The organism is Pseudoalteromonas sp. FUC4 (assembly GCF_008370255.1).
Classification (GTDB): domain Bacteria; phylum Pseudomonadota; class Gammaproteobacteria; order Enterobacterales; family Alteromonadaceae; genus Pseudoalteromonas.
This window is the reverse complement of record NZ_SEUI01000003.1, coordinates 447,358-464,847: the sequence shown is the minus strand read 5'-3', so window position 1 is coordinate 464,847 and position 17,490 is coordinate 447,358. Positions and strand designations below refer to the sequence as shown.

15 protein-coding genes are annotated in these 17,490 nt (G+C 39.8%); 4 read left to right on the top strand and 11 right to left on the bottom strand.

Annotation, left to right across the window (positions count from 1 at the left end; genetic code table 11):
- Positions 1-90: 90 nt before the first annotated feature.
- Positions 91-1,560 (bottom strand): IMP dehydrogenase, encoded by a 1,470-nt coding sequence (guaB, locus tag EU510_RS11645; protein WP_058547183.1) that lies wholly within the window; start codon positions 1,558-1,560, stop codon positions 91-93.
- A gap of 135 nt (positions 1,561-1,695) precedes the next feature.
- On the opposite strand from guaB, the gene xseA reads away from it, so the two are divergent.
- Positions 1,696-3,036 carry an exodeoxyribonuclease VII large subunit gene (gene xseA, locus EU510_RS11640; RefSeq protein ID WP_149593634.1) on the top strand — a complete coding sequence of 447 codons (1,341 nt, stop codon included), beginning with the start codon at positions 1,696-1,698 and terminating at the stop codon, positions 3,034-3,036.
- A gap of 12 nt (positions 3,037-3,048) precedes the next feature.
- Here the strand turns inward: xseA and EU510_RS11635 are convergent, their stop codons facing one another.
- The 3 genes from EU510_RS11635 to EU510_RS11625 form a co-directional block, all read right to left on the bottom strand.
- A complete protein-coding gene (locus EU510_RS11635) occupies positions 3,049-3,735 on the bottom strand; it encodes a hypothetical protein (protein ID WP_149593633.1) in 687 nt (228 codons plus the stop codon).
- 36 nt (positions 3,736-3,771) lie between these two features.
- Positions 3,772-4,590 carry a serine O-acetyltransferase gene (gene cysE, locus EU510_RS11630; protein ID WP_149593632.1) on the bottom strand — a complete coding sequence of 273 codons (819 nt, stop codon included), beginning with the start codon at positions 4,588-4,590 and terminating at the stop codon, positions 3,772-3,774.
- 208 nt (positions 4,591-4,798) lie between these two features.
- A complete protein-coding gene (locus EU510_RS11625; protein ID WP_149593631.1) occupies positions 4,799-7,681 on the bottom strand; it encodes a M16 family metallopeptidase in 2,883 nt (960 codons plus the stop codon).
- Positions 7,682-7,940: 259 nt separating this feature from the next.
- Between EU510_RS11625 and EU510_RS11620 the strand changes: the two genes are divergently transcribed.
- Positions 7,941-8,897, top strand: coding sequence for a methylenetetrahydrofolate reductase (locus tag EU510_RS11620; RefSeq protein WP_149593630.1), 957 nt, complete (start codon positions 7,941-7,943; stop codon positions 8,895-8,897).
- A gap of 86 nt (positions 8,898-8,983) precedes the next feature.
- Here EU510_RS11620 and EU510_RS11615 read toward each other — a convergent pair whose 3' ends face one another.
- The 3 genes from EU510_RS11615 to EU510_RS11605 all read right to left on the bottom strand — a co-directional run bounded on the left by EU510_RS11615 (position 8,984) and on the right by EU510_RS11605 (position 12,148).
- On the bottom strand, positions 8,984-9,964 hold the full coding sequence (locus tag EU510_RS11615; RefSeq protein ID WP_149593629.1) for a sensor domain-containing diguanylate cyclase: 981 nt from the start codon (positions 9,962-9,964) through the stop codon (positions 8,984-8,986).
- 59 nt (positions 9,965-10,023) lie between these two features.
- On the bottom strand, positions 10,024-11,271 hold the full coding sequence (locus EU510_RS11610) for a DEAD/DEAH box helicase (RefSeq protein WP_149593628.1): 1,248 nt from the start codon (positions 11,269-11,271) through the stop codon (positions 10,024-10,026).
- Between the two features lie 175 nt (positions 11,272-11,446).
- On the bottom strand, positions 11,447-12,148 hold the full coding sequence (locus EU510_RS11605) for a DUF3581 domain-containing protein (RefSeq protein ID WP_149593627.1): 702 nt from the start codon (positions 12,146-12,148) through the stop codon (positions 11,447-11,449).
- Positions 12,149-12,523: 375 nt separating this feature from the next.
- On the opposite strand from EU510_RS11605, the gene EU510_RS11600 reads away from it, so the two are divergent.
- Both EU510_RS11600 and EU510_RS11595 read left to right on the top strand, forming a co-directional pair.
- Positions 12,524-13,126: a CPBP family intramembrane glutamic endopeptidase gene (locus EU510_RS11600; RefSeq protein WP_262501220.1), complete on the top strand. Its 603-nt coding sequence runs from the start codon at positions 12,524-12,526 to the stop codon at positions 13,124-13,126.
- A gap of 263 nt (positions 13,127-13,389) precedes the next feature.
- The gene (locus tag EU510_RS11595; protein ID WP_149593626.1) at positions 13,390-13,782 is read left to right on the top strand and encodes a hypothetical protein; all 393 of its coding nucleotides are present in this window, start codon (positions 13,390-13,392) and stop codon (positions 13,780-13,782) included.
- 4 nt (positions 13,783-13,786) lie between these two features.
- Here EU510_RS11595 and EU510_RS11590 read toward each other — a convergent pair whose 3' ends face one another.
- The 4 genes from EU510_RS11590 to proB all read right to left on the bottom strand — a co-directional run bounded on the left by EU510_RS11590 (position 13,787) and on the right by proB (position 17,381).
- The gene (locus EU510_RS11590; RefSeq protein ID WP_021032137.1) at positions 13,787-14,086 is read right to left on the bottom strand and encodes a hypothetical protein; all 300 of its coding nucleotides are present in this window, start codon (positions 14,084-14,086) and stop codon (positions 13,787-13,789) included.
- Positions 14,087-14,249: 163 nt separating this feature from the next.
- The gene (gene gltX / locus EU510_RS11585; protein ID WP_149593625.1) at positions 14,250-15,734 is read right to left on the bottom strand and encodes a glutamate--tRNA ligase; all 1,485 of its coding nucleotides are present in this window, start codon (positions 15,732-15,734) and stop codon (positions 14,250-14,252) included.
- Positions 15,735-15,773: 39 nt separating this feature from the next.
- On the bottom strand, positions 15,774-16,133 hold the full coding sequence (locus tag EU510_RS11580; protein ID WP_149593624.1) for a glutaredoxin family protein: 360 nt from the start codon (positions 16,131-16,133) through the stop codon (positions 15,774-15,776).
- A 144-nt stretch (positions 16,134-16,277) separates the two neighbouring features.
- Positions 16,278-17,381 carry a glutamate 5-kinase gene (gene proB / locus EU510_RS11575; protein WP_149593623.1) on the bottom strand — a complete coding sequence of 368 codons (1,104 nt, stop codon included), beginning with the start codon at positions 17,379-17,381 and terminating at the stop codon, positions 16,278-16,280.
- Between the last annotated feature and the right edge of the window lie 109 nt (positions 17,382-17,490).

Below are 17,490 nucleotides of genomic sequence, written 5' to 3'. Positions count from 1 at the left end.
TCGTAAAGTAGATGCTAAATGCCGTTTGTTAATGTAAACGACTAAAAAGAGGGCTTGCAAAGCAAGCCCAATAAATTGTTAATTACGCGCTTAGCCTAAGCGGTAATTTGGTGCTTCTTTGGTAATTTGCACATCATGTACGTGCGACTCACCCATACCAGCAGATGTAACACGTACAAACTGAGGTTTTGTATTAAGCTCTTCAATCGTTGCACAACCGGTTAAACCCATTGCACTACGAAGACCGCCTACTTGCTGATGAATAATCGTTGCAATAGGCCCTTTGTAAGCTACGCGACCTTCAATACCTTCTGGTACTAACTTGTCAGCTTGGTTAGATTTTTGGAAGTAACGATCTGATGAACCTTCTTTTTGATCCATCGCGCCTAAGCTACCCATACCACGGTATGATTTGTAGTAACGACCTTGATATAACTCAACTTCGCCAGGCGCTTCTTCAGTACCCGCAAGCATTGATCCAACCATCACACATGATGCACCAGCAACAAGAGCTTTAACTATATCGCCAGAAAAACGAATACCACCATCAGCAATTACAGGTATGTCACGGCCTTTTAGGCCTTCAACTGCGTCAGAAATAGCAGTAATTTGTGGAACACCACAACCCGTTACAATACGTGTAGTACAAATTGAACCAGGGCCGATACCTACTTTTACTGCATCAACGCCAGCATCTGCAAGGGCAATAGCACCTTCTGCTGTCGCTACGTTACCCGCAATAATTTGTAAATCTGGGTATGCTTGACGAGTTTGCGATACACGGTCAATAACACCTTGAGAGTGACCATGAGAAGTATCGATAAGTAAAACATCAACACCCGCTTCAACTAATGCAGCAATACGCTCATCAGTGCCTGCGCCAACACCAACCGCAGCACCTACACGTAAACGACCTTGGTCATCTTTACATGCATCTGGTTTATCTTGTGCTTTTTGGTAATCTTTAACGGTGATCATGCCTTTAAGTTTAAACGCATCGTCTACCACTAAGATTTTTTCAATGCGGTGTTCATGCATTAAACCTAAAATCTCTTCGCGAGAGGCACCCTCTTTAACAGTTACAAGCTTTTCTTTTTTAGTCATAACAGTAGAAACTGGCTGCTCTAGCTTAGTTTCAAAACGCATGTCACGGCTTGTTACAATACCAACAAGTACATTGTTGCTATCGGTAACAGGAAAGCCTGAAAAACCCTTTTCCTGAGAAAGCTCAACAGCGTCTGCAATAGTTAAATCTGCAGTTACTGTTACAGGGTAAGATACAATACCCGCTTCGTAGGTTTTAACTTTACGAACATTTTTCGCTTGTTCTGCGATGGTCATGTTTTTATGGATAAAACCAAGACCGCCTTCCTGCGCAAGGGCAATAGCTAAACGTGCTTCTGTAACAGTATCCATAGATGCTGAAATAAGCGGCAAGTTAAGTTTGATACCACGCGTTAAGCGAGTTGAAATATTTGCCGTGTGCGGCAAAACAGTAGAATGACCAGGTACTAAAAGTACGTCATCAAAGGTAAGAGCTTCTTTAGCAATTCTAAGCATTTTGGCAACTTCTCACATGTGGATCTAAGATAAGGAATTGCGGCCAAATTTTAACAGCGTTCTGAGCATTCGTAAATAATATTTCGCAATTATTTATGATAAACTTGCCTCATAAATAATTTTAGGTTGTTTTTTATGTTTTCGAAGCCTTCGCAGACGGTTTACACCGTTTCACGCCTTAACAGAGAAATTCGTACAGTGCTTGAGCAAGGCTTTGCATCTTTAGTGCTCACGGGTGAAATTTCTAACTTTATTACCCCTGCGTCTGGGCATTGGTATTTTTCGTTAAAAGACGATAAAGCGCAAATAAAGGCTGCTATGTGGCGAGGGAATAATCGCAACCAAAGCTACCGCCCTGCCAATGGCGCACAAGTCACTGTTAAAGCACGCGTATCACTTTATGAACCTCGAGGCGACTACCAACTTATTGTTGAACATATAGAGCCTGCAGGAGAAGGTCAGCTTAAGCAAGAGTTTGATGCACTAAAAATGCGCTTAGCCGCCGAAGGGTTATTTAGCTCTGCCTACAAAAAACCACTACCGCAAAATATAAACCGTATTGGTGTAATAACCTCAGCCACCGGCGCTGCAATAAAAGATATTTTAACTGTACTTAAACGCCGTGCACCGCAATTAGAAGTCATAATTTATCCTGCAATGGTGCAAGGCAAAGAAGCGCATGTGCATTTAATTAATCAAATAGAGTTGGCAAATGCGCGCAATGAGGTAGACGTGCTTATTTTAGGGCGCGGCGGCGGATCACTTGAAGATTTATGGTGCTTTAATCACGAGCAACTTGCGCGCGCAATTTATCAAAGCGAGCTGCCCGTTATAAGCGCTGTAGGCCATGAAATAGACACAACCATAAGCGACTATGTAGCCGATTTACGGGCTGCTACTCCATCAGCGGCAGCTGAAGTTGTAAGCCCTAACACGCAAGAGCTACACAACAAAGTAACGCAACTTATTAACCGTTTAAACAATGCTTTTAAACACGATATTGCTGATAAGCGCGCGCTTGCTACGCAACTTCAGCACCGTCTTAACTTGTGCCATCCACGCAATCAGCTAAATCAAAAGGCACAACGATTAGATGAATTAAGTATTGCCTTGCAACAAGCTATGCGAAACCGTTTATATGAGCAAGAACGCACACTCAATAATTTAACGCCGCGCTTAATGCGTCAATCGCCCGATAAAAAGCTAACACAAGCTTCTCATCAACTGTCGCAATTACAAGCAAGGTTAAACCAAGCTATACAACAACAATTACAGCAAGCCAATAATAGCCTAGCATTACAAGCAAGTAAGCTGGACTCGGTAAGCCCTCTTAATGTTTTAGCGCGCGGCTATAGCATCACTAAAACACAACAAGGCAAAGTGGTTAAATCGGTGGGACAAATTAAAACAGGCGATGTGATGATTACAGAGCTTGCCGATGGCTCTGTAGAATCACAGGTCATACCTATTACTTAATACTGATACAGTTTAAAGCTCTGTGCTTAGTAACAAGCTAAGCTTAGTATCGCTTGATGTAGATGTAGAACTTACAAATTGTTTCCAAAACTCTTGTTTCATCAACTTGTCGTTTAGCTCACGCCATTGAGCACTCTCAAATGCATCGTTATCAGCGGGTGCGGCAAGTTCAAATTCACATACCGTCGTTTTACATTTTGCGCTAACAACATCAGGAATAATTGCCAGATCTGCTGTTAATAAAAAATCTTGTAGTGCCATTTCCGTATTGTAGGCCCACTCTTCATCACGTGTTTGGCTCTCAAATTTATCACGTAAGACTTTCTCAAAATCTGAAGGGCCTCTCATTTGCTTCAAAACACTTTTAAGTGCTGCTTCTTGCTCGGCAAGTTGTTGCTTAAGTTGCACAACTTGCTCTTCTAAAGGTAGCTCATCAAGCTCTTGTGTTTCAGGATTGGTGAATGAGGTATTTTTATTTTGCTCTAAACTAATGTCTTGTTCAGTAACATCTTGTACTGCACTGTTTGCTGTTACTTCGTTACTTTTTATCTGCTGAGCATAAGGTTTTTGCAAAAGAGTATCACTTTGCTGTAACTTCGCAGGCTCTAAATCATTTGGAGCTAAGTTAAAATACCCCCAAGTTAAACCAACACCAGCAATAAACCCAATACCTAGAGTTAACAAACTATTTTTGCTCATCTTAATTCCTTTTAAATTTTATTTATCTATTACATATCACAGCATTGCACTGGTATGTGATTCATTCTCAGGCTCTGGGGTCGATAAAAAGTTTTGGTTCATACTTTGCGCCGGACAGGGACATTCCGGCTTGCCTACAATTTTAGCTGGTACGCCCACAGCAGTAGTATGTGGCGGTACAGCTGTTAAAACCACTGAACCGGCACCAATGCGAGCGCCCTCGCCCACTTCAATATTGCCAAGTACTTTTGCACCTGCGCCAATAAGCACTCCGGCTCTAATTTTAGGATGACGATCACCTTGCTCATTACCTGTACCGCCAAGCGTTACCGATTGAAGTATTGATACATTATCTTCAATGACTGCCGTTTCACCTATAACGATACCTGTTGCGTGGTCAAACATTATCCCTTTACCAACTTTACAAGCAGGGTGTATATCTACGCCAAACACCTCAGAAGTACGGCTTTGAATAAATCGCGCTAACTCTCTACGATTTTGTTGCCACAGGCAATTAGCCAAACGATGCGCTTGAATAGCATGAAAACCTTTTAGGTTTAACATAACGGTAAGATGCGTTTCCGCAGCGGGATCTCTATCTTTAACTGCTTTAATATCCTCAGCTACAAAAGACAGCATACGGTCACATTTTACAAATGCTTGGTCAAACAGCTCTCGGATAGTAAATGCAGAGACCACCGCATCAGCTAATTTATTAGCAACAATAAAACTTAATGCCGAACCTAAACAATCATGATTCAAAATGCATGAATACACATGACTTGCTAATAATGGTTCACGTTTTACTACATCGTTAGCTTCGTCGCGAAGCTGTTGCCAAATTGCATGACGCATAATACTGCACTGCCTTAAGTTGATATAAAATAGCCTTTTCCCAAGTCTAACGGATTTAGCCACAAAGGTGTTAATCCCTTAGTTATTTGTTCTGGTTATTAGGTATAACTGTTTATCAAGTTTCATTATTAAATAATAAAAATGCCCCAAAGCTTTAAGCACTGGGGCATTTTTTATACATTTAAAGAGAGTTTAGAAACCGCTTAAATTATTGAAATACTTTATCGACTTTCATCACTTCAATATTTTTTGCAGGAATTGCTAATTTATAATCAGCAATCACTTTATCTTCAGCCACTAATTCGGCAGGTTTATTAGTGTTATAAATCATTGGCGATGTTTGCTGCGATGCTAAACGTTTTTGCATATCAGCGCCGTCTGCGGTTATAAACACATAGTGAACATTGTCTGTTTGTAGGTTTTCTTTAATAACGCGATTTACATCAGCAAGCGTTAGCGTTTTAAGTTTGTTAGTGACGTAACTTACAAAGCTATCTGTATTGTAAAATTCGCTATCAAGCGCGTAACCTAATTGGCGGTTTTGACTTGCAACCATTTGCGGCACAAAGTTAATTAAAAAGTTACGCGTAGCTTCAAAGTCGTCTTCGCTCATACCATTTTTAATTAGCTTATCTAGTTCAAACAAGGCGGTACGTGTTGCAAAGTGCGCATCGTTATTAGAGCGAAGTGGGCGTAACCACACTTGAAATATTTGCTCTGAGCGCCCTAGGTTTGCATCTGGCTTGGTTTGAAACATACCACGTGGAAAGTATTCAATGTATGCGTAATCGCCATAGTTCATGCCGCGAGTTTCACGAATGCGCTCATATAAAAAACTGTTAGAACTACGGTGCTCACCAAAGTACGAACGCACAAGCCAAAGGGCTGTCCAGTCTTCGTTACTTCTTATTGTATCAATAGGGAAACCAAATGATACCGCAGTCGATTGCGCTGACTTTTCTACAATCGTTGCATGATGACCTTTAAGCGCTGGCGCATCAGGAATACTTAAACGGCTTTGCTCACCTTTTGGTAGCGTTGCAAAGTCGCTCATCATTTTAGCTTTAAGCTTTGCAGGCACAGCCCCAATTAAGCCAACCGTGAGTTTAGATTGCGTAAGCTCGCTGTTATAAAACGCTTTAACATCATCCAGCGTCAACGCTTCTAAATCCGAAATATCACCATAGTTGTAGCTTTCGTAAGGGTGATTTTTGTAAAGCGCACTGTAGAGTACTTCTTTGCCTAGCTCTTCATCGTTAGATGCTTTTAAGCCTGACTTAATACCGTCGATCATTTCTTTTTTAAGGCGCTTAAAGTCGTCATCTCTAAAACCTGGGTTTAGTAATTGATCGCTCACAAGTGTGTACCACTGCGCCGCATTATCTTTATGAATACGTCCTTGGAACGACAGCATTTCTTTATCTATTTGATAGCCAAAGCTACCCGCAAGCGGATAAAGTGCTTTTTGAATATCTTTATAGCTTGTCGCCTCTGAGCCACCTTGTGCAAGCATAGCCGCAGTGAGCGCAGCAACACCTTTTTTACCTTGTGGGTCGGCAGCCGCGCCGGTATTGAATAAAAAGTTAACATCAATTAATGGCGAGCTATTCGTTTTATCAAGTACTTTAAATGCAGGTGCCGCTGGTGCTTGTTCAAGCTTTGCAGTAAGCGCATTTAAATCAACTTCTTGCTCAAAACCTGGGGCTTTATCAAGTGCCGACATAGTTAATGTGGTACGTGCGTTATCGGTAAAGTATTTATTAGCAACGGCTTTAATATCTGCGCTGGTAATGTTATCTGCCGATTTATACAGCTGGTTTATAACCTCAGGATCGCGCTCAAAATGCATGTAGCTGGCAAGGGTTGATGCAATCGCTTGCGACGAATCAAGACCATTAATAAAGCTGTATTTAAGATTCGATTTCAAATCACTCAGCTTTTGTCCATCAACAAGTTCAGTGCGTGCTTGTGCATAAGTTCGGTTAATGGCATCGCGTGCAGTGGCTAAATCATCTGCGTTTTCTACTTTTACAAATACGTGTAATAAACCCGGATCTTTAGTCTCTGGGTTGTAGGTAAACATTTGGCTGGCAATTTGTTTGTCGACCACGAGCTCTTGGTATAAATCTGAATTATTTGAAAAATAAAGCTGTGATATTAAATCAAGTGCTGCTCTGTCTTTTTTAGCAGGCTCCCACGCAGCGCCTTTGTACGACACGAGTAACCAATGCCCTGGTAGCGCTTCATCTTGTTGATGCAAATATTTTGGTGCTTGTTGCACAGGCTCTGCTTTAATATCAGCAACGTAGTTACCTTTTTTCCAGCTGCCCCAATGTTTTTTAACCATTGCCATTGTTGCTTGTGGGTCTACATCGCCCACAATAACAAGTGACACATACTCAGGCTTATAAAACTTAGCAAAAAACTCTTTCCCGTACGCCATTTGATCAGGCATGGCTTCTATGTCTTTAAAAAAGCCCATAGTGGTGTGTTTATACGTGTGCTTATCAAACGCTTCTTCGCGTACAGCGCTTAATAATTTACGAATTGGGCTCGCGTTGTTTTTTAAGTACTCACCTTTTACCGTTTGGGCTTCGGTTCTAAATTGTTCTTCGGTGTAGGTTAAGTTTTGAAAAATATCAGCTTCAAGCTCAAGTACTTTATCAAGATGCTGCTTTGAAAAGTTTAAATGGTAATTTGTGTAATCGTTTGTTGTATAAGCGCGGTTATCAACACCTGAATTTTTTAATATATCTGAGTACACATCTTCAGGGTATTTTTGTGAGCCTTTAAACATCATGTGTTCAAAAAAGTGAGCAAAGCCTGTTTTGCCTTCTTCAACTTCGTTACGCGATCCAACCGATACCGGAATTTGCAGCGACACCACATCAGGGTAATCGGTTTTAACAACCATGACACGTAAGCCATTTTCTAGTTCTTCAATTAAATAATCTTGTGAAAAAACACGATCATCAGCTTTATTTACTTGTTCTTGCTGTGCTGTTGTTTGCGTGCTTTGGTTTTGCTGCATTACGCAACCGGTTAACGCCAGCGATACCGCTAAGCTGGTTGCTAATAATTTAAATTTCATTGTTATCCCTTTTTAAATTGAGCAAATTTGTTGTCAGATGTATTACTAACTCACCCTCGATTATGCCCCAAAGCCAATAAATATAAGAGCCCCAAGGGAATTTATTATGTAAACAACTGTGTCAATTATAAATTATGGGAACAAGCACTATGAATAAACATCATGTTAATTGAAAAACTTTCATTAAATAAATCTATCTAGACGTCTAAATGGCTGCTATATTAAATCCATTAACACGCATTTGGCTGGAATGAGGATTATGGCTTTATCATTAAAAGAGAAAATAGAGGACACCAACCAAGGTGTTTACCTTATTGGTACTACCCCGCCTAAAATTGGCACCGATAAAGCGCAATTAAAAACCATTGCAGAAAAGCTATTAGGTCGCTTACACGAAATTGAATACGACGGCGTGATAATTTACGACATTCAAGACGAAAGCAGCCGAACTAATCAAGCCCGTCCATTTGCATTTAAACAAACCGTTGATCCGCGTGAATACAGCCATTTACTTCGTAATTTATCTGCACAAGATGTAATTACTTATAAAAGTGTGGCGCAGCGTGGCGTAGGCGAATTTAAAGATTGGCTAAGTGAAACTAAAAACGACTACGATTTACAAAATGTAGTTTTAGTAGGTAGCCCGTCATCGATAGGCGATATAAAGCTAAGCCTGCCAGATGCGTATAAAGCATTGGCTGAGCAATCAGATGATTTCTTTTTAGGTGGGGTTACGATTGCTGAACGCCATTCAAGTAAACGAAATGAGCATGAACGATTAATAGAAAAAACAGCACAAGGTTGTCAGTTTTTTATATCGCAAGCTGTTTACGATGCACAAGCTACTATAGAGCTAATTACTAGCTACGCACGTACGTGTAAAGCACAGGGCATTACACCACAACGTATTATATTAACGTTTACCCCGTGCGGCGGCGAAAAAACCTTAGAATTTATGCAATGGTTGGGTATCTCAGTGCCAGAGGCAACTAAATGGCGCATGCTTGATGCAGACAATACATTAAGCGAATCGGTCCGTATTTGCCGCGAAAACCTCGACTTAATACTTAAAAGCTGTGCGCACCTAGACGTGCCACTGGGCTTAAATATTGAAAGCTTAACAAACCGTAAAGAAGAAATTGACGCGTCAATTAACTTATACCGTTTATTAAAAGCCATTATGGAATTAAACCTTGCTGAAAAGCTAATAGCTTAAAGGCTAGGTAAGAGCTAATTAACACCCTTCTTGGCAAGCCTCATGGCTTGCTTTTTTATGGGCAAAGATTAAGTAAAATGCTTTTATTATTCTGCTTTTTTAGCGAGCTTATACGCTTGTTTATTTTTATACATTGCGTGGTCTGCATCATTTAATAGCGCTTCAAAGGGCTGCTTTTGTTTGTTAGTAAAACTATAACCTATGCTGAGCGATAAATCGCAAACGTCTTCTTTGAGTAAAGATTTTGAATACTCAGAGGATATTTTATCCATGATGTAGCTAATTTTGCTTTTATCGCTTAATTGCATTACTGCAACAAACTCATCACCACCTAAACGCCCTACTATGTCGGCATCTCTTAAATGTGTTTTTAGCGTATCTGCCAATATAATTAAGGCTTTGTCGCCCACTTCATGTCCGCAGGTGTCGTTTAATTTTTTAAAGTCGTTTATATCAATAAACAAGCAACATACGTCGAAGCCCAAACGCAGTGCTAAATTAAGCTTTTGCTGAGCTAGTAAGTTAAGTGCTCGGCGATTATAAATATTCGTTAATGAGTCTAACATGGCTATTTCGCGCATTTGTTCATAGCTGTAAACAAGTGCTAGATCGTCTTCAATTAAATCGCGTAGTTGCTCTATGAGCTCAAAGTATTCATCGGTATAGCTAGTTATTTTAGTATCTTTTAAACACAACGTGCCAAATACTTCGCCTTCAGGCCAATGAATAGGTAAACCTAGGTAGGATTCAACACCGTCCTCAACTACTTCTGGTAGTGTGTTCCATGCATCGTTATTGCTTGCATCATTAACATATAAAATATTATTAGTTTCAGCGACGTGCCGACAAAAAAGAGGTGTTTGAGGAGGAAGTATCGGATTGGTTTCAAAGCTTGAGCCACCTTCGTTACTTCTAATAACAACGCGATAGCCTTTGCTTGTTGCCTGAACTATATAACCAGACGGGGCTGAAAAAAGCCCCGTGATAAGGTCGATTGTTTTTTGCCATTTATGCAAAGATATTTGGCCATCAACACCAGAGAATGCCCATTTATCAGTTTCAAACATTAACTTTACCTCGGCTATTTAGTAGCTCCAGTATAGGCAAAAAAGCAAAGTAAAAGCTATTATTTACGACGTCTACTTGGCTCTCTTTTGCCAGTGATGCGTTTTTTATCGCGATCTTTTCGCGACTTGTTAGTATTTTTACGATTATCTTTTGGCTTTTTATTAGGATCTGGCTCGTAACCTTCTAACCACTGCGGCGTTAAACGCGTATCGAGTAGTACTTCAATTTCTTCTAGCAGCCATTGCTCATCAAGACTTACCAGCGACATAGCAAGTCCTTGCTCACCAGCACGACCTGTACGGCCTATACGGTGCACGTAATCTTCGGCAATGTAAGGTAGTTCAAAGTTAATTACGTATCTAAGTGTAGAAATATCTAAACCACGCGCAGCGACATCGGTTGCAACAAGTACGCGTGTAATACCTTCTTTAAAGTTTTGCAATGCACGGTCACGTGCGCCTTGCGATTTATCGCCATGGATTGATTCGGTTTTTAACCCATCTTTACACATTTCTTTAGCGAGCTTATCAGCCATTTGTTTTGTGCGAGTAAAAATAAGCACTTGGCGCCAGTTTTTCATGCCAATCATGTGCGATACAAGTTCGCGCTTACGGTCTTCATCAACAGCGTAAATAACTTGCTCTACTTCAACCGCAGCTGAGTTACGTTTATCAACTTCAATTAGTTCTGGGTTTTTTAGTAGTTTCTTACTGAGTTCAAACACGCTGTCATCAAACGTAGCCGAAAAGAGTAAAGTTTGGCGATCGCCCGGGATATGTCGCAATATACGTTTAATTTCATCAATAAAGCCCATATCAAGCATGCGGTCAGCTTCGTCAAACACTAAAGAGTCTACGCTTGAAAGTACCACGCTGCCTTTAACTATATGATCAAGCAAACGCCCTGGTGTCGCCACTATAACTTGTGCTGTTTTAAGTGCTTTAATTTGAGGGCTAATACTTGCACCACCATAGGCTAAAGCACCATTGATGTTAGTGCCTTGTGCATACTTTTCAAAGCTGGCAAATACTTGCTGAGCAAGCTCTCGTGTTGGCGTTAAAATTACAACGCGGGCAAGGCCTTGCTCATCTTTTTTAGGGGTATTTAAAAGCTTATGTAATAGAGGTAAAACAAAGGCGGCGGTTTTACCCGTACCTGTTTGCGCGCTGCCCATTACATCACTTCCGGCTAAAATAGGCGGAATAGTTTTAATCTGAATTGCGGTAGGTTGAGTGTAATTATTTTGCTCAATCGCTGTTAATAATAACGGGTCGAGATTAAGTGAGGAGAACGTAGTGGCAGACATAGGCTTAGCTTTAAAATAACAAAGAGCGCTATTGTACGCATATTACTGTACTGCGTAAATTAACCAGTCCAGAAAAGTATTTAATCCCTCGGCTAATCTAGCTGTACTCTTAAAACCAATAAAAAAGGTGCTAAATAACAGTGTATTTAGCGCCTTTTAATAATTTAATTTAGCTTTAAGCGGGTTTTAACGTCGCTTTACGTTCGTTGTAAAACGCGATTAAATCGTCAACTGTTGCTTGGCAATATTCACGAATACCCGAAACCACCATGTGCTTTTCACCAAAACCGACTTTTTCGCCGTTTTCGAGTAAATTAAAACGCAAAGTAATTTTGCCGCGTTTGCCTGCATACTCAAAACTTGGTTCAGCAAATTCAAGCGTAGGTGCTTGAATATCAATGTTATCGAGATTAATAATCATCGATTCGTAAATAACCATAGGGCGCGCAGGGTTTATCATTACCTCTTGTTTACCCATTAATGGAATAATTACATGTGGAAACGCAGCACCTGAAAACTCAACATAATTTTTTATTAAGCTATTTGTAAGTGTTGGGCATTGGCTGGTTTTACCGTCGCGCTTTACCTTTAAGATAACTTTGTCGCCATTGGTTACATCAAACTCATCTGCTCCCTCAGGAAAATGAAGTTTGGTGTTTTCGTCAACCATTCCGGCAAAGGTAAACTCCATTCGCTCACTTATGCCATAGCGATCTAACACTAAAGAAAAAAGTAAGTCTCCTGGCGCGCAAAACTTTTTAGCATCTTTGTCATGAAGTGGATTGTAGTCATCGGCAACACATTTTGCGAAACGACAACCTTGCTCACGAGAGATAGAAACGTAATCAACATGTTGCTGAAAATAAGGACTTAACATAGTTTTTTCACTGCTTAAACTGCTTATAACCTATCTATACTACCAGAAAAAAAATATTGAGAGGTCGAATCTGTTAGATTAATGGCTAAATAAAACAGAGCAATAAAAAAACAATGACCTTTTATTTATTAGCACTATCAATTATATGTGTTTTCCCGTACTGCAAAATATCAATAATGCGGCAACCCCTTTGGCACTACTTAATGGCTTTAAGTGTTGTAAGTGCGTATTTTCAAGGTTATGTAAATTTATATGCTCTGCTCAGCATTGGGCTTTACGTTGTTTTATACTACTGTGTGCTAAATGCAAAGCGGGCAATAATACGCGCTAAGTACTGTTTTTATAACTTTCTCACTTGCATTAGCACTTCATTGGGTGCCTGGTTTTAATAACCTCCCTATTGTTATAGATGAGTGTATTACAAGCGATGCGATTGCTTTTACCCTTTATGCAAATTTTGATAAAGCTATGGCGGGGTTATTTCTTTGTGCTTACTTTTWTTCGAATAAAAAAGCCTTAAAAGCAGACTCTAATAAAGTAAGTCGATTAAACGTTAAACAGCCCATTTTTATAATTATTGCTACGGTTTTAGCTTCGCTCACTATAGCTTTAATGCTTGGACTTGTAAGCTTTAACCCAAAAGTGCCCAACTTTTGGTTAGCCTTTATTGCTATTAATCTTTTATTTACCTGTGTAGCTGAGGAGGCTTTATTTAGAGGTTTATTACAAACCAAACTTAGCCAAATAATCACATCTAATCGCCTAGCGCTACTTGCCCCAATAATGACAGCAGCAGTGTTTGCTTTGGCGCATTTTGCTGGAGGCATTAACTATGTATTGGTTTCATTTATTGCAGGCTTAGGATACGGCTATATTTTTTATAAAACGCAGCGCTTAGAGTGGGCCATTATATGCCATTGGATAGTTAATGTTTTTCACTTCTTTTTATTTACTTACCCTATACTCAGTAAAATCTAAATACATTTACAAATGCTAACAATTTACCCGTTAGCAAACATTGCCAGCGTTTGATTTTGTTAGTAATTTACTACTTTATACCAACCTGCATAAATCTTTGAACAATTTAACGAATTAAATTTCACTATAACGTCGTTAAAAATTTTTTATTTAGAGCAACTAGATACAAAAATTTTTGCCTAGTTTTAGCGTGATTTTCTTAACGTTAAATAGCCCGCATATATAAGCAGATTGGTATTAAATAAATTAAAGGACTAATAAATATGCTACGTTTTATAATGGCAATAACAGTGCTGGCCACAATAACTGGTTGTTCAGGAATGACTTATCATACAGATATAGACAACGGTGTTTTATCTCAAGAAATTGGCACCTACGTTAATAAAAGAGATTTACAGCAATTTTATAGCGACCAAGAAGCACACGAAAGTGGCGCAACACTTTTAGGCCGAATAAAAGGTGAAAGCTGTGATGGCGACGGTATGGGCAACAATAATGTAAGCTACAATCGATCTAAATCAAACGCGATTGATTTACTTAAAGCTGATGCTATGCGCAGAGGCGGGAATGCTTTTACTATCAATTCCTGTAGTGAAACCTCTGTATCGTACTGCGACTTATCTGTTTTATGCACCGGACAGGCCTACGACTATTAATAAATTATATATTAAGCGCAAAGCTCAGTAGCACACGCTTTCCAGACTCGATTTTAGATACGCTGTGTTCGTACTTATCGGGTCTGAACAAATACACGCGATTAAATAAATTTATAATGCATTTTGAGCATTTAAATACCCCACCCGCTTTAGGTTTCTCTAATACAAAATTGAGCTTGTAATAGCGCCCTTGCTGCACAGGGTCAATATGGTTCATTACGCTATGATTGGTTGGGTAAGTAACAAGGTTTATCGAAAATGTATTACTGCTAAAAATGGCTTTGTTTTTAACGGTTGCAATCATACTGCCTCCTATGAGTTTATATGTCCTATTGTATCATTGGGCTAAGTACTAATACTTTAGTTAAGCAATATCAAAATACGATGTCATATAGCTAAACAGCCTGAAACAAAAAAGCCGAACTTATTTTACTAAGCTCGGCTTTTAAAAGTACATTGTTTAGCAATTATGCACTTGGGTATTCGCGGTACGCACGCTCTATATTTTTAGCCTGTTTTTTAGAAATACCTAAATGAGCAAGCGCTACACGTAAACGAGCACGTGATAAGTCAGAGCCTAATATTTCCATTGCATCAAGCACTGACGTACTTGATGTTTTGCCTGTAATTGCGACAAAAATTGGCTCTAAAAAGTCTTTAATTTTAAGCTCGTGGAATGTAGCCACTTCTTTTGAAATTGCAAAAATAGCGGGCTTATCAAAGCTACGTAAGCCTTCTAGCTGCCATACAAAAAATTGTAGTGCTTGGCGTATTACGTTTTCGTCTGCTTTACCAGCTGTCAATAGCGCAGGATCGTAAGTTGGAATACCACCTACAAAATGTCCAGCAAGCTCAACCATATCCGACAGCGTATTAATACGCGTTTTAGCCTCAGGTAATACTTTAGCTAACATTTCACCGTTAAACTTCCAATCAACAAAGCGCTGAATTAACTGCTCGTCGGTTAGATTTTCGCGGATCCACATGCCGTTTAACCAGCTTAATTTATCCACGTCGAATACTGGGCCACCAAGCGATACGCGCTTCATGTCAAAGTTTTCAATCATTTCATTAAGTGTGAACTTTTCACGCTCATCTGGCATTGACCAACCCATACGACCTAAGTAGTTAAGCACGGCTTCTGGTAGGTAACCCATTTCTTTATAGTAGTTAATAGATGTTGGGTTTTTGCGCTTAGATAGCTTTGATTTATCTGGGTTACGTAGTAATGGTAAATGTCCAAGTACCGGCGCTTCCCAACCAAAGTCTTCATACAGTTTTAATAACTTAGGTGCTGAGTTAATCCACTCTTCACCACGGAAAATATGACTAATTTGCATATGGTGGTCATCAACTACGTTCGCTAAAAAGTACGTTGGGAAACCATCCGCTTTTAAAAGAACTTGCATGTCTACGTTTTCCCACGGGATCTCAATTTCATCTCGTAGGTAGTCGTTAAACTTAAATGTGCCTTCGCTTGGGATTTTCATACGTATAACGTAAGGTTTGCCTGCTGCTAAGTTTGCTTTAATTTCTTCATCTGTATGGTTTAAACCACGGCCGTCATATTTAGGGCGTAGGCCTTCTGCCATTTGCTCTTCACGCATTTGATCAAGCTCTTCGCTTGTTGCAAAGCAGTAAAACGCTTTGCCATCGTCAACTAACTGATGCGCGTATTTTTTATATAAATCGCTACGCTCAGATTGACGGTAAGGACCAAATTCGCCACCCACATCAGGACCATGATCCCACTCAAGCCCTAACCAGCGTAAGCTATCCATAATCGCAAGTTCAGACTCTGGCGTGCTACGTACTTGGTCTGTATCTTCTATACGAAGTACAAATTCACCGCCTTGTTGTTTAGCAAAACAGTAATTAAATAAGGCGATATAAGCGGTGCCAAGATGCGGGTCACCAGTTGGCGACGGGGCAACACGGGTGCGAATTGTCATGGTAAATTCTCTTTAAATAAGTGAGATAATAAAAGTGGTTTATGCAGCTACTTTGTTTAAGTAAGCAATAATATCGTTTGATTCATACAGCCATTGTACTTGGCCATTTTTCTCTATACGCAGGCAAGGCACTTTAACTTTGCCGCCTTGCTCTAGTAGCTCTTGGCGATATTGCTCATTGTCTTTTGCATCACGCGTTTCTATGTTTAAGCCTTCGCGCTTAATGGCGCGACGTACTTTTACACAAAACGGGCATGCTTTAAATTGATACAGTTTAAATTGTGAGGTTTGCTGATCAAGCTGCGCTTGCACATCGCTTGCACGCTTTTTACTGCGAGGAGTAAATACAAAATTAAAAAATAAAATTATAGAACCTAGTAACCAACGAACTAATTTCATGCTTAGCACTCTATTTACAACAATTTAAGGAGCCAGATTTTAGCACAAATTTATAATCAAAAAAGCGTAATACTATTATCAATAGTCAGTTCGTTAATTACAGTTCAATCAGACTTCAGAGTAAGCCTATATAAATGATAATTATCAAAGTAATACTAAGTCGTCGCGATGCAATACTTCTGCGCCACTATCGTAATCAAGTAACTTACCTATTTGGCTAGAATGCGCACCCTTTATTTTATTTACTTCGGTACTACTAAAGCGCGTTAAGCCCCGTGCAATCACTTGATTTTTATTATCTATTAAATCAATTAAATCACCGCGTTCAAAACGTCCAAATGCATTAGTAACGCCTTTAGCGAGTAAGCTAGCACCTTTATTTTGAAGGGCGCCAATAGCACCTGCATCAATGACAATTTGGCCAGTACTTTTAGGCCCAGCTAGTAACCATTTTTTACGGCCATCTTTTGGAGCGGTGAGTTTTAAAAAACGCGTGCCTGGTAACTCGTCACTCATGCATTTTAAAATAACGTTTTTACCTGCGCCTTTAGCAATAATAACTTCAACGCCTGCACGCCTTGCGATGTCGGCTGCTTGTAATTTGGTTGCCATACCGCCAGTACCTAAGTTTGTACCACTGCCACCAGCAAGTTGGCGCAGCTCATCGTTTATATGTGTTACTTCACCAATGAGGGTGGCATCGGCGTTTGTGCGCGGATCGCTGGTAAATAAGCCTTCTTGATCGGTAAGTAGCAGTAACTTATTAGCATTAGCCAAAATAGCAACAAGTGCCGATAAGTTATCGTTGTCGCCTACTTTTATTTCGCTGGTAGCGACTGCGTCATTTTCGTTAATGATGGGTACAACGTCGTAATTTAATAATGCATTGAGTGTATCGCGGGCATTAAGGTAGCGCCCTCTGTCGTCTACATCAGCGCGAGTAAGCAGCATTTGACCTACATTTACCCCATATAAAGCAAACAAGCTCTGCCAAATATGAATAAGTTGACCTTGTCCAATTGCAGCAAGCATTTGTTTATCAATTAAGCTTCTGCCACAGGGTTTTAATAGTTGTTCGCGCCCAGCAGCTACCGCGCCGCTCGATACTAAAACAACCTGGTGGCCTTGCTTTTTAAGCTCGCAGCATTGGCGTACTAATTCAACCATATGTGCTTTGTCTAGCTTATCGGTGCCGCCAGTTAGTACGCTTGTACCAAGCTTTACAACTATTACCTGTTCCCTTTGCATGTGCTTTTTACTATTGATTAATTAAAGATGAATTAATTTATACCAGCTCGGTATTTTTGAACAAGTTAAAAATTTTCATGCTAGGATCTGATTTTATTAAATTAAGTAA